Genomic DNA, 23053 nt, shown 5'->3' with positions numbered 1-23053 from the left:
GAAACACCTCATTGGGATGTGAGCAAAGGCGGGCGGCGCAGCAGCCCGTGAACCGGTCCGAACACCACGGACAGCAGATAACCGATACCGGCCACCAGCACGATCGCCGGACCGCTGGGCAGCGAGTAGTAGAACGAGATCAACAATCCGCACCACACCGAGAGGCAGCCGATAAGCGCCGAGATGGCAATCAGGCTCGGCAGGCGACGACTCCAGAACCGTGAGGCAGCGGCAGGCAGCATCATCAGACCGACCACCATCAACGCGCCGATGGCCTGGAAACCGATCACCAGATTGAGCACCACCAGGGTCAGGAACACGCCGTGGGCGAGAGGGCCGAGGCGGCTGACGGTTTGCAGGAATAGAGGATCGAGGGTGTCGAGCAGCAGCGGTTTGTAGATGACGGCCATGGCGATCAGGCTGAGGGCCGAGACCCATAACATGCCGTTGAGGGTCGGGCCGTCGACCGCGAGCGCCGAGCCGAACAGCAAGTGCAGCAAGTCGAGGCGTTTGCCAGCGATGCCGAGAATCAGCACGCCGCTGGCGAGTGAGATCGGGTAGATCGCGGCGAGGCTGGCATCTTCGCGCAAACCGGTGCGACGGGTAATCCACGCAGCCAGCCCGGCCATGCTCAGGCCCGCACCCAGACCGCCGAACGTTAGCGCGGGCAGACTCAGACCGGCGAACCAGAAGCCCAATGCGGCGCCGGGAAGAATGCCGTGAGCGACGGCGTCGCCGATCAGGCTCATGCGCCGCAGGATCAGAAAAACGCCGAGCGGTGCTGTGCTGCAGGCCAAGACCAATCCGCCGAGCAGCGCTCGGCGCATGAACAGGAATTCGCTGAACGGTTGCCAAAGGTGGGCGACGGTGAGCATCAAGCCACCTGCGTGCCGGGTGTTTGCTGGATCAGTTCGACGCTGGCGCCAAACACGCATTCGTGGTTTTTGATCAGCAGTGTCTGCGGGATGTGTTGGCGGACGGCGGCCAGGTCGTGGCAGACCACCAACAAGGTTCGACCTTCGGCGTGCCAGGCCTGGATGTGTTGCCAAAGCAATTGCTGACCCAGTTCGTCGAGCGCAGCGTGGGGTTCGTCAAGCAGGAGTAGCGGCGCGTCAGCCAGACTCAAACGGGCGAGCAATGCGCGTTGTAGTTCGCCACCGGAGAGCGCCATCAGCGGGCGTTTCTCGAGTCCGCTCAAGTGCCAATTGTCGAGTGCGTGAGTGAGGCGCTGTGCGCGCAATTGCGTCGACAATCGACGGCCCCAGAACCCGGCAGCCACCAGTTCTTCTAGACTGATGGGAAACTGTCGGTCGAGGTGTTGCTGTTGCGGCAGGAATGACAATCCTCCTTGGCGGGGGACGCCTAGCGCGACTTTTCCGCTCAAGGGTTTCTGCAACCCGGCGATGACTTTCAGCAGGCTGCTTTTACCGCAGCCGTTGGCGCCGACGATAGCGCTCAGACTGCCGCTTTCCAGCGTGACCGTCAGTGGTGAAGTCAGCGGTTGCCCGGGGGCGCCCCAGCTCAAGGAATGGCAGCGGATCATGCGTGTTCTCGATGCCAGTGGCTTTCGGCGACGGCGTCGTGGGCGTGCAGACTTTCAGCGTGGATCACTCGCAGGTGGAACCCGCTGACACCAGGGCAGCGACGCAGGGCCAGATGGAGTCGTCGCGCGGCGTCCTCGCAGAACATCAGGTTCTGCCCGTTGGCCAGCGCGAAGGCTTGTTCGTCGGCGCGTTTCACGGCGGTTTGCACGGCGGTGCCCAGTGCGGCTTCAGCGTCGTTGATGATCACGCTCAGGGGCAACTCATCGATAAACTCCTCCAGATGCATGTGCAATTGCGCGGTGCTGCGTTGGCTGTGCGGAGTGGCAACGATGCCGTGGCTTGAGCCAAGCCAAGCCAGAACTTCAGCGTGCTGCAGTGGCTTATTGGCAAAATCATCGATGAACTGCTGCTGGATCAGTTGCCTTGCTAATGCGGCTGAGCACGGGCAGGTCGAGGAGTAGGGCACATCGATCTTGAGTTCCACGTGGAACACTTTGTTTTTGAGGCTGGCAGAAATGCTCACTGGATAGCTTTTCCACCCCGCCAGTGGGCTGACCAACGCGGGTCGTTTCAGCAGCACTTCGCTGTGGATATTCAGGTAAGCATTGCTGGATAAGCCCTCGTGGCTCGCCAGAAAATCGTCCAGTACCTGATGCAAAACCCGTGGAGAAAGGTTCTGCTGCTCAAGCCTTGCCAAGGCCAGATACAAACGCGACATGTGAATGCCACGCGCCTCACCATCGTCAAGACTGACGCCTGCATCTGCCTTCGCGCTCAGACGTTGGCCATCCAATAATACCGGCAAGGCAATGCCGCGCATTCCCACCCACTCAAGCGGTAATGCTTGTCGAGAGGCTTGAGTGGCGATATCCGGAAGTGTCAGCGAATTCATGTTCGGAACCATCGTGTTGACTGAATTGGATGTTACATTATAACAATTCAAATCACGATGCTTTTTTCATGAACGGGTTTTCATATGCACAGACGCCACTTGCTCAGTTTGTTTTTGACCAGCGCAGCCTTGGCTCTGCCCTTCAGTGTCTCAGCAACCCAAGTGCGAAATGCGCGGCTCTGGCGTTCGCGTGAAAAGCTGCGACTGGTCTTCGATTTGAGCGGCCCGGTGCGCTACAAAACGTTCACGTTGAGTGCTCCAGAGCGTTTGATCATTGACCTGTCCGGGGCGAGTCTGAGTGGTGATTTCAGTCAATTGCCGTTAGCAGATACGGCCATTCGCTCGATCCGCGCCGGGCATGTTGGTCTAGGCGATACCCGGATCGTTCTCGATCTGAACACTCCCGTTCTATTGAACAGCTTTGTTTTGGCACCGCAGGATGGTCAAGGCCACCGTTTGGTGCTCGATCTGGTGAACGCCGATAAAGTCCTGAGCACCGCAGTAGTTCCACGTGAAACATCCACGAATAACCATCACCTTAAACGCGACATCATTGTCGTGGTTGATCCCGGACACGGTGGTAAAGACCCTGGTGCCGTCGGCGCCAAGGGTGAGCGGGAAAAGGACGTGGTGCTGTCCATCGCACAATTGCTCGCCAAACGTCTTAAAAAGGAGAAGGGCTTCGACGTGAAGTTGGTTCGCAATGACGATTTTTTCGTGCCCCTTCGCAAGCGTGTAGACATTTCCCGTCAGCACAAGGCCGACATGTTTATCTCCGTGCACGCCGATGCAGCGCCGCGTCTGACGGCGTCGGGAGCTTCGGTGTATTGCCTGTCAGAAGGGGGTGCGACGTCAGCGACTGCACGCTTCATGGCACAGCGCGAGAACGGCGCGGATCTGCTCGGCGCGACCAGTCTGCTTAATCTCAAGGACAAGGATCCGATGCTCGCCGGCGTGATCCTCGACATGTCGATGAACGCCACCATCGCCGCCAGTCTGCAACTCGGCAGCAGCATATTGGGCAGTCTGCAAGGCATCACCACATTGCATCAAAAGCGCGTGGAACAGGCGGGGTTTGCGGTGCTGAAGTCGCCGGATGTGCCGTCGATCCTGGTAGAAACCGGCTTTATTTCCAATGCGCGTGACAGCCAGCGCCTGGTGACAACTCGACATCAACAGGCTATCGCTAACGGGTTGTTTGAAGGATTGCAGCGCTATTTCCAGCAGAACCCGCCAATCGATAGTTACATCGCCTGGCAGCAGACGCAGAAAAAGGTGCAGGTTTAGCAGCCGGTGATCCGGCTGCAGGTGAACTTCGCGCTGCTGCCGCCTGAGCTGGAGAAGCGATTGATCGTCGTCCAGCCAACGCGACGGGTGTAGCCGACCCAGGCTTCGCCGTCAGAGGCGATGCCGGTGAAGAACGTCAGTTGGCCGAACCGACTGTTGGTCTGCGCCCAGTAGCGTTTGCCGTCCTTTTCAAAGCCGCGCAGGTAAATCGTGCTGCCCACCGTATTCACGCTGTAGGCGTTGCCTTGCGCATCGACACATGCCAGCAGGTTAGCGCTGTGTGTGCACTTGGCGAGCATCGGCGCTTGTCCCCATACGTTGGCACCCGACAGCAATGCCAGACTCATTAGCGAGCATTTCAGGACATTTTTCATCACGGTTCCCGACGGGCATATGGCATGCAGCTTCATGCTCTTTATCGGTTTGGGCAAGAGCAGGTCTGGCTAATTCATATTGTTATACTATAACATCAATTTTATTGAGCCTGAGTCCGCCGATTTAAAGCGTCAGCTTCTGCCGTCACTCTGTCTCGAAGCTCTAGAACGCGGCGCGTTACGCCAAATCCGGCATAAACGCCCATCGGCCACCATCTGATGAGGATTATCCAATGTCATCTCCGCTTCCCGTGACCGTTCTTTCGGGCTTTCTCGGCGCCGGAAAAAGTACGGTTTTGAATTACGTACTACGTAATCGAGAAGGCTTGCGCGTTGCAGTCATCGTTAACGATATGAGCGAGATCAACATTGATGGCAGCGAAGTCCAGCGCGATGTCCGCCTGAACCGTGCTGAAGAAAAACTGGTGGAGATGAGCAATGGTTGTATCTGCTGTACGTTACGCGAGGACCTGTTGGAAGAGGTCAGCAAACTTGCTCGTGAAGGTCGTTTCGATTATCTGCTCATCGAATCCACCGGTATTTCCGAGCCGCTGCCGGTCGCCGAAACCTTCACCTTCCGCGATGAGCTGGGTCAGAGCCTCGCCGACGTTGCTCGACTCGACACCATGGTCACGGTAGTCGACGGCGTGAACTTTCTCCTCGACTATCAGGCTGCCGAGAGCCTCGCGTCCCGCGGCGAGACCTTGGGCGATGAAGATGAACGCTCGATCACCGACCTGTTGATCGAACAAATCGAGTTCGCCGACGTATTGCTGATCAGCAAGATCGACCTCATCAGCCACCAGGCGCGCGACGAACTCACGGCAATTCTCAAGCGCCTCAATGCCCAGGCGGAAATTATCCCGATGGTGATGGGCGAGGTGGTGCTGGAGAAGATCCTCAACACGCGCCGATTCGATTTTGACAAAGCCGCCCAAGCCCCGGGCTGGCTGCAGGAATTGCGCGGTGAGCATGTGCCGGAAACCACCGAGTATGGCATTGCTTCCACGGCTTATCGCGCACGCCGCCCGTTCCACCCGCAGCGCTTTTACAGCTTCATTGATCGTCCATGGACGAACGGTAAATTACTGCGCTCCAAGGGTTTTTTCTGGCTCGCCAGCAAGGTCACGGATGCGGGCAGCTGGTCGCAGGCGGGCGGCCTGATGCGCCACGGTTTCGCTGGACGCTGGTGGCGTTTCGTGCCGAAAAACCAATGGCCGCAGGATCAGGACAGTACCGCAGCAATCATGGAAAACTGGACGCCGAGTGTCGGAGATTGTCGTCAGGAGCTGGTATTCATTGGCCAGAACATCGATTTCGTACAGCTCAAGTCGGAGCTCGATGCCTGCCTGCTGACTGACGAAGAAATGGCTGCTGGCGTAGACCGTTGGCGCACGCTGCCGGACCCTTTCGGCCCTTGGCACGATGAGGCCGCCTGATGCTTGCGCTCAAACTGCAGCAGAATCGAGTACGTCATCAGCATCAGGGGGCGACGCCGAAAACGCTGACGCGAATCCTCGAAGACGACGTCAATCTTGCGGTCTGGCAGCGTCAACTGCCGCTGCACATCGCCGATTTCGCAGCGTTGTTGCTGTCGCTCAACGAGCCACTGGCGCAGTCGCTCTGCCTCGAATTGCCGGATGAAGACGGCGAGCCTGATCTCAGTGGACTGGCCGCCGGGTTCCGTGACCTGGAAGGCTATGAAGGCTTTGTCGCTGATCTGGGATGGCTGGTCAGTGCCTTCGCCTGCCTGCTGGGTGCACGGCGTATCGGCTTGCGCCTGCGGGTGCTGGACAAGGCCATGTGTCCGCGTTTCCACGTCGATCATGTGCCGGTGCGCCTGATCACCACGTATGGCGGAATCGGCAGTCAGTGGCTCAAGGAGGGCGCGATGGACCGCGAGCAATTGGGTCAGGCGAACGCTGAGCCAAACGACATGGCAAACATCCAGCAACTGCGCAGTGGCGACGTGGCGCTATTGAAAGGCGAGAAATGGCACGGCAACGAAGGCTTCGGTCTGATCCATCGTTCTCCGCAACTGCCAGCGGGTGAACGACGGTTGCTGCTGACGCTCGACTGGCTCGGTTGACGGCTCAAGGCTTGAGCCATTTACCCTGGCTCTGGCCTTCGCAATACGGCTTCAAATACGCCATGTCTGAAGCCACGCCGTAATAGTGGATATCCTGGCGATAGGGCATATTGGCGACTTGCGCGTTGCTGCACACGCCGAACGCGCCGCTCGGGCATTGATCGACGTACTGCACCTCGACTTTCTGCCCGGCCAGGGTCGGTTGGCAGAACCCGTCGCTGAACAGCTTCTCGGGAATACTGCGGTTTTGCTGGCAAACCTTGACGTCGAGTCGCTCGCCCTGACTGTGCACAACGCAGGCTTGAGCCAAGGCTTCGCTCGACAGCAACATCAACAGCAACGACCATCCCATCCAACGCATGTCCAATCCCCTCAGAAAACGCCCAGTCATGTTGCAGAACATTCCTACCCATGTCATCGCCGGCCCTTTGGGCGCCGGCAAGACCAGTCTGATTCGCCAGCTCATGGCCCAACGGCCGGAGGGCGAGCGCTGGGCGGTGCTGATCAACGAGTTCGGTCAGATCGGCCTCGACGCGGCGCTGCTGACCCGCGATGGCGATGGTATCGCACTGGGCGAAGTTGCCGGGGGCTGTTTGTGTTGCGTGAACGGTGCGCCGTTTCAAATCGGCCTCGGCCGTTTGCTGCGCAAGGCCAGACCGGATCGGCTGTTCATCGAGCCGTCCGGACTGGGCCATCCGGCGCAATTGCTCAAGCAGTTAGGCGAGGCGCCGTGGTTGGGTGTGCTGGCGCTGCAGCCCTGCGTGTTAGTGCTGGATGCCCAGGCGCTGGCCGCCGGGAAAGCGTTGCCCCCCGCTCAGCAGGACGCTTTGGGCAGCGCCGGTCTGCTGTTGCTGAACAAGGCAGAAGGTCTGGATGAGGCTGTGCGGCAGACCATCGCCGAGCGTTTGCCGGCGGTCAAATTGATCTGGACGCAGCAGGCGCACCTGTCTTTACGCGAGTTGCCGGGTGTGACGGCGCAAGCAATGGCGGGTGTGGATAACCTTGTTGTGCCGCAGGGGGCGGGACCGATTCCGGCGCTCTGGAGCGACCCGGCATCGCCGATCTGCCTGAGTCAGGCACAAGAGGGCGGTTGGAGCATCGGCTGGCGTTGGCACCCGGGGCAGACGTTCGATACGCATCGTCTGAGCCAATGGCTGCAGAGCCTGAACTGGCGGCGGGCGAAACTGGTTATCCATAGCGTCGAGGGCTGGGTGTCGGCCAATGCCGTGGATAACGCTGAACTGGATTGGCAGCCCAGCGAGTGGCGACGGGATTCGCGTATAGAGCTGATCTTTGCCGATGCGCGAAGTATCGATGCTTTGCAGTCAGGCTTGACGCAATGTCGAGTTCAAGCGGATTAGCTTACGGCTTCCACTTATTGTGTTCCTGACGCCACTGGCTCAGTTCGATCACTTCGGCCCGTGGGCGGGTAACTTCGACCACCGGTGGCGTGTCGTCGAACGGCGCCGGATAGGGCGCCAGTTCAATCTGAGCGCTGTGCGCACCAAACTGGGTGATGATGCCGTTGTGCCGGGTTTCGCCAGTCACGGTGAACTCGAAGTTGTAAACCCGGGCCAGACGCCGCCGACCGCTGGCATCCTTGATCAAGCCGATTTTTTTCAACGCGACGTTACCGTCCAGCAGTTCAACGCCCACGTTGATGCAATGCTGCTTGACCCGCTCCAGCGCCCGCTCGCGCAAGCCGTGGTTGTGCCAAAGCCATGCGCCGGCAGCGGCGAACAGCATCAGCACGAAGATGTTTTCAAGGGTCAGCATCAACAGGAAACTCCAAAAGATAAGCTCAGCTTAACTGCGTCGCCGGTCTGTCGTACAGGCTGTGTTTCGTCGCATACTGCGCGGCTTGAATTTCAATCGTTTTACGGAATAACCCGAATGAAACGTACGCCTCATCTGCTCGCCATTCAGTCCCATGTGGTCTTCGGCCACGCCGGCAACAGCGCTGCGGTTTTTCCGATGCAGCGGGTCGGGGTGAATGTCTGGCCGCTCAACACGGTGCAGTTCTCCAACCATACCCAGTACGGCCAATGGGCCGGTGAAGTGCTCGCGCCGCAGCAGATCCCCGAACTGGTCGACGGCATTGCCGCCATTGGCGAACTGGGCAACTGCGACGCTGTGCTCTCCGGCTATCTGGGCAGCGCGGCGCAGGGTCGGGCGATTCTCCGTGGTGTCGAGCGCATCAAATCGGTCAATCCGAAGGCGTTGTACCTGTGCGACCCGGTGATGGGCCATCCGGAGAAGGGCTGCAGTGTGCCGGCCGAAGTCAGCGACTTTCTGCTGGAAGAAGCCGCGGCGGTGGCGGACATCATGTGCCCGAACCAACTGGAGCTGGACAGCTTCTCCGGGCGCAAGCCGCAGTCGCTGTTCGATTGCCTGGCGATGGCTCGGGCGCTGCTGGCGCGCGGGCCGAAAGCGGTGCTGGTCAAGCATCTGGATTATCCGGGCAAGCCGGCGGACGGTTTCGAGATGTTGTTGGTGACCGCTGATGAAAGCTGGCACTTGCGTCGTCCGCTGCTGGCGTTTCCGCGTCAGCCGGTGGGCGTGGGCGATCTGACGTCCGGGCTGTTCCTCGCGCGGGTGCTGCTGGGTGACAGCCTGGTGGCGGCGTTCGAGTTCACCGCAGCGGCGGTGCATGAAGTACTGCTGGAGACCCAGGCGTGTGCCAGTTATGAGCTGCAACTGGTGCGGGCGCAGGACCGGATCGCGCATCCGCGGGTGAAGTTCGAGGCGACGGCGATCAGTCTGTAATCGCGTTATTGTTCAAAAGATCGCAGCGTGCGGCAGCTCCTGCAGGGTGAACATTAATCCTCTGTAGGATCTGCCGCAGGCTGCGATCTTTTGCTTTAGGCGTCGCCCTTGATCTCCTGATAACGCTTCTCCAGCTCCTGGCGAATTTGCCGACGCTGCTGCGCCTGCATATAACGACGCTTGTCCTCACTGTTCTGCGGTTGCAGCGGCGGCACGGCGGCCGGTTTGCGCTGGTCATCCACCGCAACCATGGTGAAGAAGCAGCTGTTGGTGTGGCGCACCGAGCGCTCGCGGATGTTCTCGGTCACCACTTTGATACCGACTTCCATCGAGGTGTTGCCGGTGTAGTTGACCGACGCGAGGAAGGTCACCAGTTCGCCGACATGGATCGGCTCGCGGAAAATCACCTGATCCACCGACAGCGTCACCACGTAGCGGCCGGCATAGCGGCTCGCGCAGGCGTAGGCCACTTCGTCGAGGTATTTGAGCAGGGTACCGCCGTGGACATTGCCAGAGAAGTTGGCCATGTCGGGGGTCATCAATACCGTCATCGACAGTTGGGCGTTTCCGGGTTCCATAACGTTCTCACGGATCAAGGCTGGATGGCTGGACGCACCTCTGCGGGTGCCTGGTGGCTTTTTCAAAAGCACCGTTATCGGGACGCCAGACGGCTGGCTGCCGTCACGCCGCGACCGATCTGTTTCCTTATATTGCACCGCCTTTCAGCCGGAAGTCGCGGTGTTAACCTGCAAAAGGCCCTGTCCAAGGGCAATTCCTACACGAAAAGTGGATTTTTACCCAACTCGCTCAGAGCTTTCTGAAGTCTGACGGCGAGTCACGTCATACAAGGAGCCCACACCATGCATGCCATCAGCTTTATTCAGGACCTGGCAGTGATCATGTTGGTCGCAGGTGTGGTCACCGTGTTGTTTCACCGTTTCAAGCAGCCGGTGGTGCTCGGCTACATCGTCGCCGGTTTCATCATCGGCCCGCACACCCCGCCATTCGGTCTGATTCACGACGAAGAAACCATCAAGACCCTCGCCGAGCTGGGGGTGATTTTCCTGATGTTCTGCCTCGGGCTGGAGTTCAGCCTGCGCAAGTTGTTCAAGGTCGGGGCCACGGCGTTTATCGCGGCGTTCCTCGAAATTGTCCTGATGATCTGGATCGGCTATGAAATCGGCCGCTGGTTCGACTGGAACACCATGGACTCGCTGTTCCTCGGCGCAATCCTCGCCATCTCCTCGACCACTATCATCGTCAAGGCGCTCAACGACCTGAAGATGAAGAACGAGCGCTTCGCGCAGCTGATCTTCGGCGTATTGATCGTCGAGGACATCCTCGGCATCGGCATCATCGCCTTGCTGTCGAGCATCGCAGTCAGCGGCACGGTCAGTTCGGGCGAAGTGTTTTCCACGGTCGGCAAGCTGTCGCTGTTCATGATCGTCGCGTTGGTGATCGGCATTCTGCTGGTGCCGCGCCTGCTGGCGTACGTCGCCAAATTCGAAAGCAACGAGATGCTGCTGATCACCGTGCTCGGCCTGTGTTTCGGTTTTTGTCTGTTGGTGGTCAAGCTCGAATACAGCATGGTGCTCGGCGCCTTCCTGATCGGCGCGATCATGGCCGAGTCGCGGCAGTTGCTGAAAATCGAGCGCCTGATCGAACCGGTTCGCGACCTGTTCAGTGCAATCTTCTTCGTCGCTATCGGCCTGATGCTCGATCCGATGATCCTGCTGCAATACGCCTGGCCGATCGCGGTAATCACCGTGGCGGTGGTGCTCGGCAAGATGTTGTCCTGTGGCCTCGGGGCGTTTATCGCCGGCAATGATGGACGCACCTCACTGCGGGTCGGGATGGGACTGTCACAGATTGGCGAATTTTCCTTCATCATCGCCGCACTCGGGATGACGCTGCAGGTCACCAGTAACTTTCTTTATCCGGTGGCGGTGGCGGTGTCGGTGATCACCACGCTGCTGACGCCGTACCTGATCCGCGCGGCCGATCCGCTGTCGATCAAACTCTCTGCGGCGGTACCCAAGCGTCTGGGCCGAGTATTCGGCATGTACGGCGAGTGGCTGCGCAGCATTCAGCCGCAAGGCGAGGGCGCGATGCTGGCGGCAATGATCCGGCGGATTCTGTTGCAGGTCGGGGTCAACCTGGCGCTGGTGATCGCGATCTTCTTCAGCGGTGCGTTCTTTGCCGGACGGCTGTCGGAGTGGATGCAGGACTGGGTCGCTGATCCGAGCTGGCAGAAGGCGTTGATCTGGGGCGGGGCGCTGCTGCTGTCGCTGCCGTTCCTGATCGCGGCGTATCGCAAGCTCAAGGCGCTGTCGATGCTGCTGGCGGAGATGGGCGTGAAGCCGGAGATGGCCGGACGGCACACGCAGCGAGTGCGGCGGGTGATCTCCGAAGTGATCCCGATCCTCTCGCTGCTGGTGATCTTCCTGCTGTTGGCAGCCTTGTCGGCCAGTATCCTGCCGACCAACAAGTTGCTGGTGCTGGTCGCCGTAGTCGCTGCCGCCGTGGCGGCGCTGCTCTGGCGCTGGTTCATCCGTGTGCACACGCGGATGCAGGTGGCCCTGCTGGAAACCCTCGACAATCACAAGGAGTCGTCGGGGCACTGACCGACCCGGGCGTCTGGCGAATCAGCTTTCCAGCCAGACGTCCCGCGCCCAGTGCCACACCGATTCCCAGGACTCTTCGGTGATCAGCTCTTCTTCGCCGGACCACAGCACGACGGTGCCGTCTTCCTCCACGCAGTAGTAGTCGTCGCCGTCCTGGCAGATCGGGATCAGGTCGCGCGGCACACCGATGTCCCAGGCGTTGGCTGCAACCTCCGGCAGGTAGGTGTGCGATTGCGGGTCGGTGACGGTCACCGGCTCGAGGCTGCCGTAAACCACATCACTGACGGTCAGCAGAAACTCTTTGAAGACGAACGGGATGTTGATGAAGAGTTCTTCTTCGATCTCCACCAACTGGTCTTCGTCAGGCAGCTCCAGGGGAACCGGTACGGGTTCGTTGGCTTCGCGCAGTTGTTCGATGATTTCTTCCACGTCCGGGATCCTCTTGCTTGAATGGCGCGGTTTATATGGGCCGGTTTATACAGTAGCTCGCTATAGATGCAACCGCGAAATAGAAAACCCCGGCCTGAGCCGGGGTTTTATTACCACATGCGTAACGCGATGGGGATCAGCCGTTCTGGCGGATACCGGCCACCAGCCAAGGCTGGTTCTCGCCCTGTGGACGTTCCATGTTCCAGCTCTCGCTGAACACTTCGCCCTGGTCGAAACGCGAGGTCTTCGACACGCCGCTGAAGGTCAGGGTGGCGATGGTCTTGTCGGCGCGATCATCCACGCCGTCCAGCTGCACTTGCAGGTTGTCGATGTAGGTCGACTGGAAGCCGTCGCCCAGATCCGCACGCTCACGCTTGAGGAACTCGAGCATCTGCGGGGTCACGAACTCGGCGATCTTGTCCATTTCGTTGGCGTCCCAGTGCTGCTGCAGCGACTGGAAGTGGCTGCGCGCGGCTTCAAGGAAGCGCTGTTCGTTGAACCAGGCTGGCGCGTTGATCACCGGACGAGCGGCAGCCGGAGCAGCCGAACCACCGAAGATCGAACCCATGGCAGCAGGCTTCTGTTCGAATACTTCACGCTGCATCGGCGCGCCGGCCGGAGCCAGGTGCTCCTGCTGCTTGCGTCGACGAGCGGCGATGAAGCGGAAGATCACGAACGCGATCACGGCCATGATCAGGATGTCGAAGATCTGCATGCCCTGGAAGCCGCCGCCCATGAACATGGACGCGAGCAGACCACCGGCGGCGATACCGGCCAGAGGGCCGAGCCATTTCGAAGCGCCGCCAGCCTTGGCCGCGGCACCGGCAGCGCCGGCTGCACCAGCGGTCGCTGCTGCGCCGCCCATGCCTGGGGAAGAAGGAGCCATCTGGCTGGTCTGGTGCGTCGGCGCAGCGCCGGCACTTTTGCCACCACCAAAGCGCTTGGCGTTGGCGTCGAGGCTCATCGTCAGGCCGATGCACAACGCCATGGCGATGCTAAGAAAACGTTTCATAAAGGGAATTCCCGTTTGTGGAGACACGCGCGCCATGTTGCACAGCTGAAGTGTTACTGGCTAGCGAGAGAGTGTTTCGGGCTTTTGCCTGACAGGTTACGTTCAGCTCCGTCGAAGCAATCAGGCCATGTACTTTTGTCTGTAGGAAAATGGGATAGGTTCAGCGGGAAACCTGCTTATCGACGCAACGCCAACATCACTACACCCGCGGTGATCAAGCCGATACCGCCCCATTGGCGCAGGTCGAGTTTCTCGCCCAGCAGGATCACGCCGAGCACCGCCACCAGTACCACGCTGAGCTTGTCCACTGGCGCGACCAGCGAAGCCGGGCCGACTTTCAGCGCGCGGAAGTAGCACAGCCACGACGCGCCGGTACCCAGGCCGGACAACAGCAGGAACAGGTAGCTCTTGGCGGAAATTGATCCCAATGACTGATATTGGCCCGTCGCGTACAAAATCAAGGCCAGACTGACCAGTACCACGATAGTACGCAGCAGAGTGGCGAAGTCAGAATTGACGTTTTCGATGCCGATCTTGGCAAAGATCGCCGTCAGCGCGGCGAACGTCGCCGAGAGCAAAGCCCAGAATGTCCAGGAAGAGAAGAAGCCTGAGCCCATGGATATGTCCTTGTTAGATCATCCAACGCCGACCCCTGTGGGAGCGAGCCTGCTCGCGAAAGCCACACTGCGGTTTATCAGATCAACCACGGTGATGTCATTCGCGAGCAGGCTCGCTCCCACAGAAAAGCGAAAACGGCGTCAGATCGCTTCCAGCTTGGCGTACCCCAGCATCAGCCACTTGCTGCCTTCGCTGAAATTCACCTGCACCCGTGCCTGCGCGCCGGAACCTTCGAAGTTGAGGATCACGCCGTCGCCGAAGATTGAATGGCGCACTGCCTGACCCAGGCTGAAGCCGGTTTCCGGGATCTCGCTACCGCTGAACAGGTTGCTGCCGCTCATCGACTGGTTGCCGCCGAACGGTCGGCTGACACTGTTCGACAGGCGCACTTCCTGAATCAGCCCCTTCGGCACTTCACGGACGAAACGCGAAACCTTGTTGTAGGTCTCGCTGCCGTACAGGCGTCGGGTTTCAGCATAGGTCATCACCAGGTTCTGCATGGCGCGGGTGATGCCGACGTAGGCCAGACGGCGTTCCTCTTCAAGGCGCCCCGGTTCTTCCAGGCTCATCTTGTGCGGGAACAGGCCTTCTTCCATGCCCACCAGGAACACGTAAGGGAATTCCAGGCCTTTGGCGCTGTGCAGGGTCATCAGTTGAATGCTGTCTTCATGCTCGTCGGCCTGAGTGTCGCCGGCTTCCAGCGACGCGTGGCCGAGGAATGCCGCCAGTGGCGTCAGCTCTTCGTCTTCTTCGGTGTTTTCGAAGTTGCGCGCGGCGCTGACCAGTTCCTCAAGGTTTTCTACCCGGGCCTGGCCTTTCTCGCCTTTTTCCGCTTCGTGATAGGCGATCAGCCCCGATTGCTCGATGACGGTCTGGGTCATCAAATGCAACGGCATCTCCATGCACTTGGCAGCGAGATTTTCGATCAGCTCGATAAACGCCCCCAAGGCGCCGGCAGCACGACCGGTCAGGCCTTTATTGGCGACCAGTTGGCGCATCGCTTCCCACATCGACACATCGCTGTGACGGGCATGGTCGCGGATCGCCTCGACGGTTTTCTCGCCAATGCCACGGGCCGGGACGTTGATCACCCGCTCCAGCGCGGCATCGTTGCCGCGACCTTCCAGCAAACGCAGGTAGGCCATGGCGTTCTTGATTTCCGCGCGCTCGAAGAAGCGCTGGCCGCCATAGATGCGGTACGGAATGCGCTCGCGCAGCAAGGCTTCTTCCAAAACGCGCGATTGGGCGTTGGAGCGGTAAAGAATCGCGATGTCGCTGCGAGCCAGGCCGGTTTTCAGCGCGCTTTCGATGGTTTCGACAACATAGCGTGCTTCGTCGTGTTCGTTGAACGCGGCATACAGGTTGATCGCTTCGCCATCGCCACCGTCGGTCCACAGCTCTTTGCCGAGGCGTCCGGTGTTGTTGGCGATCAAGGCGTTGGCCGCTTTGAGGATGCCGGCGGTGGAGCGGTAGTTCTGCTCCAGGCGGATGGTCACCGAATCCGGGAAGTCGGACGAGTACTGATGAATGTTCTCGATTTTCGCCCCGCGCCAGCCGTAGATCGACTGATCGTCGTCGCCGACCACCATCAGGCTGTCACCGCCCTTGCCGAGCAGGCGCAACCAGGCGTACTGCACGGCGTTGGTGTCCTGAAACTCGTCGACGAGGATGTGGCGGAAGCGCTTTTGATAGTGCGCCAGCAGACCCGGGTGATCGCGCCACAGGTCGAGGGCGCGCAGCAGCAGTTCGGAGAAGTCGATGACGCCGGCGCGCTGGCAGGCCGCCTCGTAGGCTTCATAGATGCCGCGCATGGTCGCCAGGTACAAGTCGCCGCTGGCCTGAATGTGCTGTGGGCGCAGACCTTCGTCTTTCTGCCCGTTGATGAACCACTGGGCCTGCCGGGCTGGCCAGCGTTGTTCGTCCAGCCCCAGCTCGCGGATCACCCGCTTGACCAGGCGTTGCTGGTCGTCGCTGTCAAGAATCTGGAAAGTCTGGCTCAACCCGGCTTCCTGCCAGTGCGCCCGCAACAGGCGGTGCGCCAGGCCGTGGAAGGTGCCGACCCACATGCCGGCCGGGTTGATACCCAGCAACTGCTCGATGCGGTGACGCATCTCGGCAGCGGCCTTGTTGGTGAAGGTCACCGACAGAATGGAGTGGGGCGAGGCGTTTTCGACCTGGATCAACCAGGCGATACGGTGCACCAGCACTCGGGTTTTACCGGAACCGGCACCGGCCAGGACCAACTGACGGCCAACGGGGGCTGCTACGGCCTGGCGTTGGGCATCGTTGAGGGAGTTCAGCAGAAGGGAGAGATCATCGCGCATCGGGGCATTCTAGGGTGCGCCGCAGGCCCGGGCAAACCGAGCTTTGCATTAGCCGATGAAAGCGCCGCCGATGACGACCGGTCGGTCACTGGCTACAGGCTTCGGCCCGCCTCGCTTTGCGGGTTTTGCCGGTGATCGGACGGGAAAAGTTTCCGGCAAATTATGATCTGGAGCAGTTTGGCAACGGGGTCTGCTTGTGTATGCTCCGTCCACGTTTCGGGCCCAATGCTCACTCTTATAAGAACAACAACATTGCACAAGACCCTCAGCTCAGACCTGTCGGGCCCCTCTGTGGAACCCCGGGTCATCCGCAAGCATTACGCCGTCGAAATGGCGGTCGAACGCACGCGCCTGCTGTATCAGGGCTCGCTGCTGCCGACGATGTTCATGTTGCTCAATGGTCTGGTCTGCGCCGCTTTGCTCTGGAGCCCGCAGCGCTATTTCGTGGTCAGCATCTGGCTGGTCTGGTTGTTGTCGCTGGTGGCGCTGCGGGTGATCCAGGTCGCCGCGTTCGATTCGGCGATCCCGGACCGTCAGGCCCAGCCGATCTGGTTCCGCATGTTCCTGCTCGGCTCGACCATGACCGGCCTGACGCTGGCTGGCGCCGGCATCGCGCTGGTGCCCGCCGACAACTTCATGCAGCAAGCCTGGGTGTTCGGCCTGATCGGCGCCGCGACATTGTCGGCCAGCGTTGCTTATGCCGTCAGCCTGCCGGCGTTTCTGTCCTTTACCTTGCCGTGCCTGCTGCCGGCGATCGGCTACCTGTTCTGGGGCGGCGACGAACAGGCACGCGGCTGGGGCTGGCTCGGGCTGATTCTGCTCGGCTCACTGAGTGTGGTGGCATGGCAGGTCAATCGGCTGATCGACCGCGGCTTGCTGCGGCGTTTTCAGAACCAGCACCTGATCGAACACCTGCAGCAGGCGCAGAACCGCAGCGAGCAGCTCAATCAGGCGCTGGCCAAAGAGATCGAACAGCGGCGCTGCGCCGAGGGCCAATTGCGTGAGGCGCAGGTCGAGCTGGAAGACCGGGTGGCGCAGCGCAGCCGCGAACTGGACGTGGCCAACCAGGCGCTGAGCAAAAGCGAAGCCCGGCTGGCCCTGGCGTTGAAGGCCAGTGAACTGGGGCTGTGGGACTGGAATCTGCAAACCGACGAAGTCCACCACACGCAGATTCAGGAGCTGTTCGGCCTCGCGCCTGAATATGTCACGGCGATCCTGCGCGACCTCAAGCCACGCCTGCACCCCGAGGATGTGCCCGGACTCAAGCAGGCGCTGATCGAACACCTGAAAGGGCGCTCCGAGGACTATCAGATCGAATACCGCGTACGGCACGGTGACGGCCATTGGGTATGGATCGAAGACCGCGGCCGCGCTGTGGAGCGCAGTGACAGTGGCCGGGTGATCCGCATGGTCGGTACCCGGCGCGACATCAGCGCGAGCAAAAGCCTTGAAGAACAGCAGCGACTGGCGGCCACGGTGTTCGAAGCGGCCAGCGAAGGCATCGTCATTCTCGACCCGAACTACGCGCTGATCGCGATCAATCAGGCGTTCAGCCGGGTCACCGGTTATGACATCGAAGACATGCTCGGGCGTAATGTCGTCGAGCTGCCGTGCAGTCGTGATGCGCGGCGACATTACGTTTCGATCCGCCACGCGCTGGAGCAGCACGGCAGCTGGCAGGGCGAACTGGTGGAAACCCGCAAGAACGGCGAGCTGTATCCGCAGTGGCTGCAACTCAATGCGGTGCGCGACAGTCGGGGAAATGTCAGCCATATCGTCGGCTTCTTCGCCGATCTTTCCGCGCGACGCGAATCCGAGGAGCGTATGCGCTTCCTGACGCATTACGATGAGCTGACCGGGCTGGCCAATCGTTCGCTGTTCCGCGAGCGCCTGCACGAAGCCCATCAGCGCGTGCGTCAGGGCGGCCGGCGCAGTCTGGCGCTGCTGCACATCAATCTCGATCGCTTCAAGCTGCTCAACGACAGCCTCGGTCACGAGGTCGCGGACCAACTGCTGCAGAAAATGGCCCGACGCCTGGTCAATGCATTGCCGGAGGCTGACACCATCGCGCGACTGTCCGGTGACGAGTTTGCCGTGCTGTTCGATGCTTACGGCAACCTGTCGAGCCTGGCACGGGTCGCCACGCGGCTGTCGAGCAAGCTGCGCCTGCCGTTGACGGTCGAAGGGCATGAACTGGTGGTCAGTGCCTCGATGGGCATCAGCATGCTGCCGGACAACGCCCGAGAGATTTCCGCGCTGGTCAGTCAGTCGAACATGGCCATGCAACACGCCAAGCACCTGGGCGGCAACAGTTTCCAGTTCTACACCGACAGCTTGCAGGCCAGCACCCTTGAGCGTCTGCAACTGGAGAACCAGTTGCGCAAAGCCATCGAAGACAAGCAGCTCAAGGTGTTCTACCAGCCGAAGCTGTGCCTGCAAACCGGGCGCCTGAATGCGGCGGAAGCGCTGGTGCGCTGGGATCATCCGACCATGGGCCGGGTGCCGCCGGGGGACTTTATCGGCCTGGCCGAGGAAACCGGACTGATCGGCCCGATTGGCGAATTCGTGCTGCGCCAGGCTTGCTGGCAGGCGTGCGAATGGCAGCGCCAGGGGCTGGCGCCGATTCGGGTATCGGTGAACCTGTCGGTGCATCAACTGCGGCAGGGCAAACTGGTCAGCCTGGTGCGCCAGGTGCTGGAAGAAACCGGGCTGGCGCCGCACTACCTCGAACTGGAACTCACCGAAAGCCAGTTGCTCGACAGCGTCGAACACATCATCGCGACCTTCCAGCAACTGCGCGATCTGGGGGTGAAGCTGGCGATCGACGATTTCGGCACCGGCTATTCGTCGCTGAGTTACCTCAAACGGATTCCGGTGGATTACGTGAAGATCGATCAGGCGTTCATTCGCGGGCTGGGGCAGGGCAGTGAGGATGCGGCGATCACCCGAGCGATCATCGCCATGGCTCACGGGCTGTCGTTAAAAGTGGTGGCCGAAGGTGTCGAGCGGCAGGAACAACTGGAGTTTCTACGCGTCGAGCGCTGCGACGAAGTGCAGGGTTATCTGATCAGTCGTCCGGTGGAGGCCGACCGTCTGGCCGGGCTGTTGCGCGAACAGGAAAAACCGCTTTAAGGGCTACATGCACTCCATCGCGCCTGATATGGGGACATGGAGTTACGCATTGAGCAGGCAAAAAGCCAATTCATGTAGTATAACTACAAGCGTGCTACATCCTTGCCCATAAGAAGAGTCCAGCCCCTTGAATCTGCTGCAACACATCGCCCAGTCACGTCACCTGTTACGCAAGTCGGAGCTCAAGGTCGCCGACCACGTGCTGCTTGACCCTGCGGCGGTGATGCACAGTTCCATGGCCGACCTGGCCCACAGCGTCGGCATCAGCGAACCGACCATCGTGCGCTTCTGCCGGGCCATTGGCTGCTCCGGGTTTCAGGATCTCAAGCTCAAACTGGCGCAGAGCCTGGCCGCCGGTGCCAGCTTCGGCCAGTTCGCGATCCATGAAGACGACTCGGTCGCCGACTACAGCCTGAAAATTTTCGACACCACATTGCATACGCTGATGGAGGTTCGCGAGAAGCTCGATCCGGTGGAATTGCAGCGTGCCGTGACGCTGATGTCCCAGGCGCAGCGCGTCGAGTTCTACGGCTTTGGTGCGTCGGGCGCGGTGGCGGCGGATGCGCAGCACAAGTTCTTCCGTCTGCTGCTGACCGCTGCGGCGTATTCCGACCCGCACATGCAGGCGATGTCGGCGGTGACCTTGAAGCCGACCGACGTGGCGATCTGCATTTCCCAGTCCGGGCGTTCCAAGGATCTGCTGATCACTGCCAACCTGGTGCGCGAGAGCGGCGCCTCGCTGATCACTTTGTGCCCGAGTCAGACACCGTTGGCCGAGCTGTCGACGGTCAACCTGGCAATCGATGTACACGAAGACACCGAGATCTACACACCGCTGACCTCGCGCATTGCGCATCTGGTGGTGATCGACGTGCTGGCGATGGGCGTGGCGATGGCGCGTGGGCCGAGTCTGGTCAACCATCTCAAGAGTGTGAAACGCAGTTTGCGTAGCTTGCGGTTGTCGCCCAAAGCCGTGAAAGCCCTCGATGACTAAAGTCATCGTAAGGTCGTTCCGACCTTAATCGCGAGCAGGCTCGCTCCCACATTTGAGCTCGGTGTGACACAAAATTTGTGTTCACAGAAAATCCACTGTGGGAGCGAGCCTGCTCGCGAAGGCGTCCTCAGAAACACCACAACCCTGCGCAACTTTCATCGCACTGTCATCCCCGCGCAGCCAAACCGTCATCCCCCACGCCTATCGTGAAACTCCCGTACTCGCCTTGGGAGACTCGAAATGGCTCAGCCCTACGAAGAACGCAACAGCGCCGCGAAAACCCGTCGTCAGCAGGAAGACCAGCGCCGCATGGAATTCCGTCGCGCCATCGAAGATCGCTTCGAACTCCGTCAGCTTCAGAGCGAAATCAGCGATTTTCCCGAGGACATCGAACTCAACTACTGGCAGGCCGCACCGGCAGTTTCCCGTCGAAGCGCTCAACCAGCGCGCTGATCTGCACCCGCTCGCTGCGGATAAACGCCAGGAAGGCATGCGCTACCGGTGACAGCCGTTTGGCCTTGGCTTGCACCAGACACCAGCTGCGAAACAGCGGCAACTCTTCGACCGGCAGCTCCACCAGGCCGCCGGTCGCCAGTTCCAGGTTCAGGGCGTGGCGCGTCAACAGCGCCAGGCCCAGACCCGCCACGACGCATTCACGTTGAGCTTCGGCCGAGGCCACTTCCTGAGTCTGGGTGAAGTGCACGCGTTTCTCTTTGAAATACTCTTCACAGGCCAATCGCGTACCTGAACCCGGTTCGCGGATCAGCAGCGTGTAAGGCTCAAGATCCTGCAGGCGCAGCGGCCCCATGTGCGCCAGCGGATGGTTCGGGCGCGCCACGGCGACAATCGGGTTGTTCAGAAACGGCAGAAACTCCAGCCCCATGTCCTGCGGCACCATCGACATGATCACCAGATCATCGCGGTTGTCCGAGAGGCGGCGAATCACCTGGCCGCGGTTGACCACAGTCAGCTGCAGGTTCACTTCCGGGTGCTGGCGCTTGAACGCGGCGAACAGGTGCGGCACGAAGTATTTGGCACTGGATTCCACGGCCAGCTTCAACTGGCCTTGCAGCGAGCCCTGCATGTCCGACAGCTGCATGTCGAGGTTTTCCAGGCGGCCGAAGATGTCCCGGCTGGCACGCTGCAGGGCTTCGGCGGCCTCGGTCATGTAGAGTTTTTTGCCGACGTAATCGAATAATGGCTGGCCGATCAGCTCTTCCAGCTGACGAATCTGTAGGCTCACGGCCGGTTGTGTCAGAGACATTTCATCGGCGGCACGGCTGTAGGAACGTAAATCACACACTTCGTTGAAGATCTGCAATTGGCGTAATGTCATACGCATCAAGGACTTACGCATTTCTTATAGGCTCTGACGGCAGGCTGATGGTTTAACTATAAGTCTTTGCTTATGCCTGACCCAATTTTTATTCATTTTTGTTAATCCCTTGCGAGCGCTAGTGTGGGGCTGCGACTAAATTGAAACATTTAGTCACGCGTCGACCTGGGTCTAGCAGGTCGTGGTGCCACCGGCTCAAGGGAACCTCCAAGTGATAACAAAGATCCTGATCGCCAACCGTGGTGAGATTGCCGTACGAATCGTGCGGGCCTGCGCCGAAATGGGCATTCGCTCGGTTGCGATTTTTTCCGACGCCGACCGGCATGCCTTGCATGTGAAGCGTGCGGACGAAGCCCACAGCATCGGTGCCGAGCCACTGGCCGGTTACCTCAACCCGCGCAAGCTGGTGAACCTGGCGGTGGAAACCGGTTGCGATGCATTGCATCCCGGTTACGGCTTCCTGTCGGAAAATGCCGAGCTGGCAGACATCTGCGCCGAACGCGGAATCAAGTTCATTGGCCCATCGGCGGAAGTCATTCGCCGCATGGGCGACAAGACCGAAGCCCGGCGCAGCATGATCAAGGCCGGCGTACCCGTCACCCCAGGCACCGAAGGCAACGTCTCCGGTATCGAAGAAGCCTTGGCCGAAGGCGACCGCATCGGTTATCCGGTGATGCTTAAAGCTACCTCTGGTGGTGGCGGGCGCGGCATCCGTCGCTGCAACAGCCGCGAAGAACTCGAACAGAATTTCCCTCGGGTGATTTCCGAAGCGACCAAGGCTTTCGGTTCGGCGGAAGTGTTCCTGGAAAAATGCATCGTCAACCCGAAACACATCGAAGCGCAGATCCTCGGCGACAGCTTCGGCAATGTCGTGCACTTGTTCGAGCGTGACTGCTCGATCCAGCGCCGCAACCAGAAGCTGATCGAGATCGCCCCGAGCCCGCAACTGACCCCGGAACAGCGCGCCTACATCGGCGACCTGTCGGTGCGTGCGGCCAAGGCTGTGGGTTACGAGAACGCCGGCACCGTGGAGTTCCTGCTCGCCGAGGGCGAGGTGTACTTCATGGAGATGAACACCCGGGTCCAGGTGGAGCACACCATCACCGAAGAAATCACCGGGATCGACATCGTCCGCGAACAGATCCGCATCGCCTCCGGCCTGCCGCTGTCGGTGAAACAGGAAGACATCCAGCACCGTGGTTTTGCGTTGCAGTTCCGCATCAACGCCGAAGACCCGAAAAACAACTTCCTGCCGAGCTTCGGCAAGATCACCCGTTACTACGCTCCCGGCGGCCCGGGCGTACGCACCGACACGGCGATCTATACCGGTTACACCATTCCGCCGTTCTACGATTCGATGTGCCTGAAACTGGTGGTCTGGGCGTTGACCTGGGAAGAGGCGATGGACCGTGGCCTGCGGGCGCTGGACGACATGCGCCTGCAAGGCGTGAAGACCACCGCCGCGTACTACCAGGAAATCCTGCGCAACCCGGAATTCCGTAGCGGCCAGTTCAATACCAGCTTCGTTGAAAGCCACCCTGAACTGACCAACTACTCGATCAAGCGCAAACCCGAAGAGCTGGCCCTGGCCATCGCCGCCGCCATCGCCGCCCACGCAGGCCTGTGAGGAAT

Annotated in this window: 22 protein-coding genes; 10 read left to right on the top strand and 12 right to left on the bottom strand. The window is 60.3% G+C overall.

What is annotated here, in order from left to right:
• Positions 1-8: 8 nt before the first annotated feature.
• From ACYZUM_RS26330 to folE2, 3 genes are read right to left on the bottom strand one after another with little or no spacing between them, the layout of a single operon-like run.
• The gene (locus tag ACYZUM_RS26330) at positions 9-875 is read right to left on the bottom strand and encodes a metal ABC transporter permease (protein ID WP_108184264.1); all 867 of its coding nucleotides are present in this window, start codon (positions 873-875) and stop codon (positions 9-11) included.
• A complete protein-coding gene (locus tag ACYZUM_RS26325; RefSeq protein WP_142579864.1) occupies positions 875-1543 on the bottom strand; it encodes a metal ABC transporter ATP-binding protein in 669 nt (222 codons plus the stop codon). The genes ACYZUM_RS26330 and ACYZUM_RS26325 overlap by 1 nt, the downstream gene beginning before the upstream one ends.
• Positions 1540-2436 carry a GTP cyclohydrolase FolE2 gene (folE2, locus tag ACYZUM_RS26320; RefSeq protein WP_108184263.1) on the bottom strand — a complete coding sequence of 299 codons (897 nt, stop codon included), beginning with the start codon at positions 2434-2436 and terminating at the stop codon, positions 1540-1542. The genes ACYZUM_RS26325 and folE2 overlap by 4 nt, the downstream gene beginning before the upstream one ends.
• Before the next feature lie 84 nt (positions 2437-2520).
• Between folE2 and ACYZUM_RS26315 the strand changes: the two genes are divergently transcribed.
• Positions 2521-3723, top strand: coding sequence for an N-acetylmuramoyl-L-alanine amidase (locus tag ACYZUM_RS26315; RefSeq protein WP_473061203.1), 1203 nt, complete (start codon positions 2521-2523; stop codon positions 3721-3723).
• Here the strand turns inward: ACYZUM_RS26315 and ACYZUM_RS26310 are convergent.
• Positions 3720-4097, bottom strand: a complete 378-nt coding sequence (locus ACYZUM_RS26310; protein ID WP_108184261.1) for a glutamine synthetase — start codon at positions 4095-4097, stop codon at positions 3720-3722. The genes ACYZUM_RS26315 and ACYZUM_RS26310 overlap by 4 nt on opposite strands.
• A 233-nt stretch (positions 4098-4330) precedes the next feature.
• Here ACYZUM_RS26310 and zigA point away from each other — a divergent pair, with 233 nt between their 5' ends.
• Both zigA and ACYZUM_RS26300 read left to right on the top strand, forming a co-directional pair.
• Positions 4331-5536 carry a zinc metallochaperone GTPase ZigA gene (gene zigA / locus ACYZUM_RS26305; RefSeq protein ID WP_108184260.1) on the top strand — a complete coding sequence of 402 codons (1206 nt, stop codon included), beginning with the start codon at positions 4331-4333 and terminating at the stop codon, positions 5534-5536.
• The gene (locus tag ACYZUM_RS26300; RefSeq protein WP_108184259.1) at positions 5536-6186 is read left to right on the top strand and encodes a DUF1826 domain-containing protein; all 651 of its coding nucleotides are present in this window, start codon (positions 5536-5538) and stop codon (positions 6184-6186) included. The genes zigA and ACYZUM_RS26300 overlap by 1 nt, the downstream gene beginning before the upstream one ends.
• A 4-nt stretch (positions 6187-6190) precedes the next feature.
• Here ACYZUM_RS26300 and ACYZUM_RS26295 read toward each other — a convergent pair whose 3' ends face one another.
• The gene (locus ACYZUM_RS26295) at positions 6191-6547 is read right to left on the bottom strand and encodes a hypothetical protein (protein WP_047297341.1); all 357 of its coding nucleotides are present in this window, start codon (positions 6545-6547) and stop codon (positions 6191-6193) included.
• 28 nt (positions 6548-6575) lie between these two features.
• On the opposite strand from ACYZUM_RS26295, the gene ACYZUM_RS26290 reads away from it, so the two are divergent.
• Entirely contained in the window at positions 6576-7547 is a 972-nt protein-coding gene (locus ACYZUM_RS26290; protein ID WP_108184258.1) for a CobW family GTP-binding protein, read from the top strand.
• Between the two features lies 1 nt (position 7548).
• Here the strand turns inward: ACYZUM_RS26290 and ACYZUM_RS26285 are convergent, their stop codons facing one another.
• A complete protein-coding gene (locus ACYZUM_RS26285; RefSeq protein WP_086792506.1) occupies positions 7549-7962 on the bottom strand; it encodes a DUF3301 domain-containing protein in 414 nt (137 codons plus the stop codon).
• Between the two features lie 117 nt (positions 7963-8079).
• On the opposite strand from ACYZUM_RS26285, the gene pdxY reads away from it, so the two are divergent.
• Positions 8080-8952 (top strand): pyridoxal kinase PdxY, encoded by an 873-nt coding sequence (gene pdxY, locus ACYZUM_RS26280; RefSeq protein WP_047297339.1) that lies wholly within the window; start codon positions 8080-8082, stop codon positions 8950-8952.
• Between the two features lie 95 nt (positions 8953-9047).
• On the opposite strand, the gene ACYZUM_RS26275 is transcribed toward pdxY, so the two are convergent.
• Positions 9048-9530, bottom strand: a complete 483-nt coding sequence (locus ACYZUM_RS26275; RefSeq protein WP_003229693.1) for an acyl-CoA thioesterase — start codon at positions 9528-9530, stop codon at positions 9048-9050.
• A 282-nt stretch (positions 9531-9812) separates the two neighbouring features.
• On the opposite strand from ACYZUM_RS26275, the gene ACYZUM_RS26270 reads away from it, so the two are divergent.
• The gene (locus ACYZUM_RS26270; protein ID WP_041073855.1) at positions 9813-11576 is read left to right on the top strand and encodes a cation:proton antiporter; all 1764 of its coding nucleotides are present in this window, start codon (positions 9813-9815) and stop codon (positions 11574-11576) included.
• A 21-nt stretch (positions 11577-11597) separates the two neighbouring features.
• Here ACYZUM_RS26270 and ACYZUM_RS26265 read toward each other — a convergent pair whose 3' ends face one another.
• From ACYZUM_RS26265 to uvrD, 4 genes are all read right to left on the bottom strand, one after another.
• Positions 11598-12005, bottom strand: a complete 408-nt coding sequence (locus tag ACYZUM_RS26265; protein ID WP_108184257.1) for an SMI1/KNR4 family protein — start codon at positions 12003-12005, stop codon at positions 11598-11600.
• Positions 12006-12141: 136 nt separating this feature from the next.
• Positions 12142-13017: a Tim44 domain-containing protein gene (locus tag ACYZUM_RS26260; RefSeq protein WP_041073858.1), complete on the bottom strand. Its 876-nt coding sequence runs from the start codon at positions 13015-13017 to the stop codon at positions 12142-12144.
• A 176-nt stretch (positions 13018-13193) separates the two neighbouring features.
• On the bottom strand, positions 13194-13634 hold the full coding sequence (locus ACYZUM_RS26255; protein WP_027610340.1) for an EamA family transporter: 441 nt from the start codon (positions 13632-13634) through the stop codon (positions 13194-13196).
• Between the two features lie 141 nt (positions 13635-13775).
• Positions 13776-15959 (bottom strand): DNA helicase II, encoded by a 2184-nt coding sequence (gene uvrD / locus ACYZUM_RS26250; RefSeq protein WP_041073860.1) that lies wholly within the window; start codon positions 15957-15959, stop codon positions 13776-13778.
• Positions 15960-16184: 225 nt separating this feature from the next.
• Here uvrD and ACYZUM_RS26245 point away from each other — a divergent pair, with 225 nt between their 5' ends.
• From ACYZUM_RS26245 to ACYZUM_RS26235, 3 genes are all read left to right on the top strand, one after another.
• The gene (locus tag ACYZUM_RS26245; RefSeq protein WP_108184256.1) at positions 16185-19091 is read left to right on the top strand and encodes a GGDEF domain-containing phosphodiesterase; all 2907 of its coding nucleotides are present in this window, start codon (positions 16185-16187) and stop codon (positions 19089-19091) included.
• 127 nt (positions 19092-19218) lie between these two features.
• On the top strand, positions 19219-20085 hold the full coding sequence (gene hexR / locus ACYZUM_RS26240; RefSeq protein WP_007962240.1) for a transcriptional regulator HexR: 867 nt from the start codon (positions 19219-19221) through the stop codon (positions 20083-20085).
• Positions 20086-20325: 240 nt separating this feature from the next.
• Positions 20326-20538: a PA3496 family putative envelope integrity protein gene (locus ACYZUM_RS26235; RefSeq protein WP_025112635.1), complete on the top strand. Its 213-nt coding sequence runs from the start codon at positions 20326-20328 to the stop codon at positions 20536-20538.
• Here ACYZUM_RS26235 and ACYZUM_RS26230 read toward each other — a convergent pair.
• On the bottom strand, positions 20480-21442 hold the full coding sequence (locus ACYZUM_RS26230) for a LysR family transcriptional regulator (RefSeq protein WP_108184255.1): 963 nt from the start codon (positions 21440-21442) through the stop codon (positions 20480-20482). The genes ACYZUM_RS26235 and ACYZUM_RS26230 overlap by 59 nt on opposite strands.
• Positions 21443-21632: 190 nt before the next feature.
• Here ACYZUM_RS26230 and ACYZUM_RS26225 point away from each other — a divergent pair, with 190 nt between their 5' ends.
• Positions 21633-23048, top strand: coding sequence for an acetyl-CoA carboxylase biotin carboxylase subunit (locus ACYZUM_RS26225; RefSeq protein WP_041073867.1), 1416 nt, complete (start codon positions 21633-21635; stop codon positions 23046-23048).
• Positions 23049-23053 lie beyond the last annotated feature (5 nt).

The organism is Pseudomonas sp. m6p, from assembly GCF_055760375.1.
The sequence above is the reverse complement of the archived record's forward strand: the minus strand, read 5'-3'. Positions and strand labels throughout refer to the sequence as shown.

What these genes read in the sequence shown, in the direction of transcription:
- ACYZUM_RS26330 (WP_108184264.1), bottom strand. Translation starts at nt 875, where the DNA reads ATGCTCACCGTCGCCCACCTTTGGCAACCGTTCAGCGAATTCCTGTTC.
- ACYZUM_RS26325 (WP_142579864.1), bottom strand. Translation starts at nt 1,543, where the DNA reads ATGATCCGCTGCCATTCCTTGAGCTGGGGCGCCCCCGGGCAACCGCTG.
- folE2 (WP_108184263.1), bottom strand. Translation starts at nt 2,436, where the DNA reads ATGAATTCGCTGACACTTCCGGATATCGCCACTCAAGCCTCTCGACAA.
- ACYZUM_RS26315 (WP_473061203.1), top strand. Translation starts at nt 2,521, where the DNA reads ATGCACAGACGCCACTTGCTCAGTTTGTTTTTGACCAGCGCAGCCTTG.
- ACYZUM_RS26310 (WP_108184261.1), bottom strand. Translation starts at nt 4,097, where the DNA reads ATGAAAAATGTCCTGAAATGCTCGCTAATGAGTCTGGCATTGCTGTCG.
- zigA (WP_108184260.1), top strand. Translation starts at nt 4,331, where the DNA reads ATGTCATCTCCGCTTCCCGTGACCGTTCTTTCGGGCTTTCTCGGCGCC.
- ACYZUM_RS26300 (WP_108184259.1), top strand. Translation starts at nt 5,536, where the DNA reads ATGCTTGCGCTCAAACTGCAGCAGAATCGAGTACGTCATCAGCATCAG.
- ACYZUM_RS26295 (WP_047297341.1), bottom strand. Translation starts at nt 6,547, where the DNA reads ATGCGTTGGATGGGATGGTCGTTGCTGTTGATGTTGCTGTCGAGCGAA.
- ACYZUM_RS26290 (WP_108184258.1), top strand. Translation starts at nt 6,576, where the DNA reads ATGTTGCAGAACATTCCTACCCATGTCATCGCCGGCCCTTTGGGCGCC.
- ACYZUM_RS26285 (WP_086792506.1), bottom strand. Translation starts at nt 7,962, where the DNA reads ATGCTGACCCTTGAAAACATCTTCGTGCTGATGCTGTTCGCCGCTGCC.
- pdxY (WP_047297339.1), top strand. Translation starts at nt 8,080, where the DNA reads ATGAAACGTACGCCTCATCTGCTCGCCATTCAGTCCCATGTGGTCTTC.
- ACYZUM_RS26275 (WP_003229693.1), bottom strand. Translation starts at nt 9,530, where the DNA reads ATGGAACCCGGAAACGCCCAACTGTCGATGACGGTATTGATGACCCCC.
- ACYZUM_RS26270 (WP_041073855.1), top strand. Translation starts at nt 9,813, where the DNA reads ATGCATGCCATCAGCTTTATTCAGGACCTGGCAGTGATCATGTTGGTC.
- ACYZUM_RS26260 (WP_041073858.1), bottom strand. Translation starts at nt 13,017, where the DNA reads ATGAAACGTTTTCTTAGCATCGCCATGGCGTTGTGCATCGGCCTGACG.
- ACYZUM_RS26255 (WP_027610340.1), bottom strand. Translation starts at nt 13,634, where the DNA reads ATGGGCTCAGGCTTCTTCTCTTCCTGGACATTCTGGGCTTTGCTCTCG.
- uvrD (WP_041073860.1), bottom strand. Translation starts at nt 15,959, where the DNA reads ATGCGCGATGATCTCTCCCTTCTGCTGAACTCCCTCAACGATGCCCAA.
- ACYZUM_RS26245 (WP_108184256.1), top strand. Translation starts at nt 16,185, where the DNA reads ATGCTCACTCTTATAAGAACAACAACATTGCACAAGACCCTCAGCTCA.
- ACYZUM_RS26235 (WP_025112635.1), top strand. Translation starts at nt 20,326, where the DNA reads ATGGCTCAGCCCTACGAAGAACGCAACAGCGCCGCGAAAACCCGTCGT.
- ACYZUM_RS26230 (WP_108184255.1), bottom strand. Translation starts at nt 21,442, where the DNA reads ATGCGTAAGTCCTTGATGCGTATGACATTACGCCAATTGCAGATCTTC.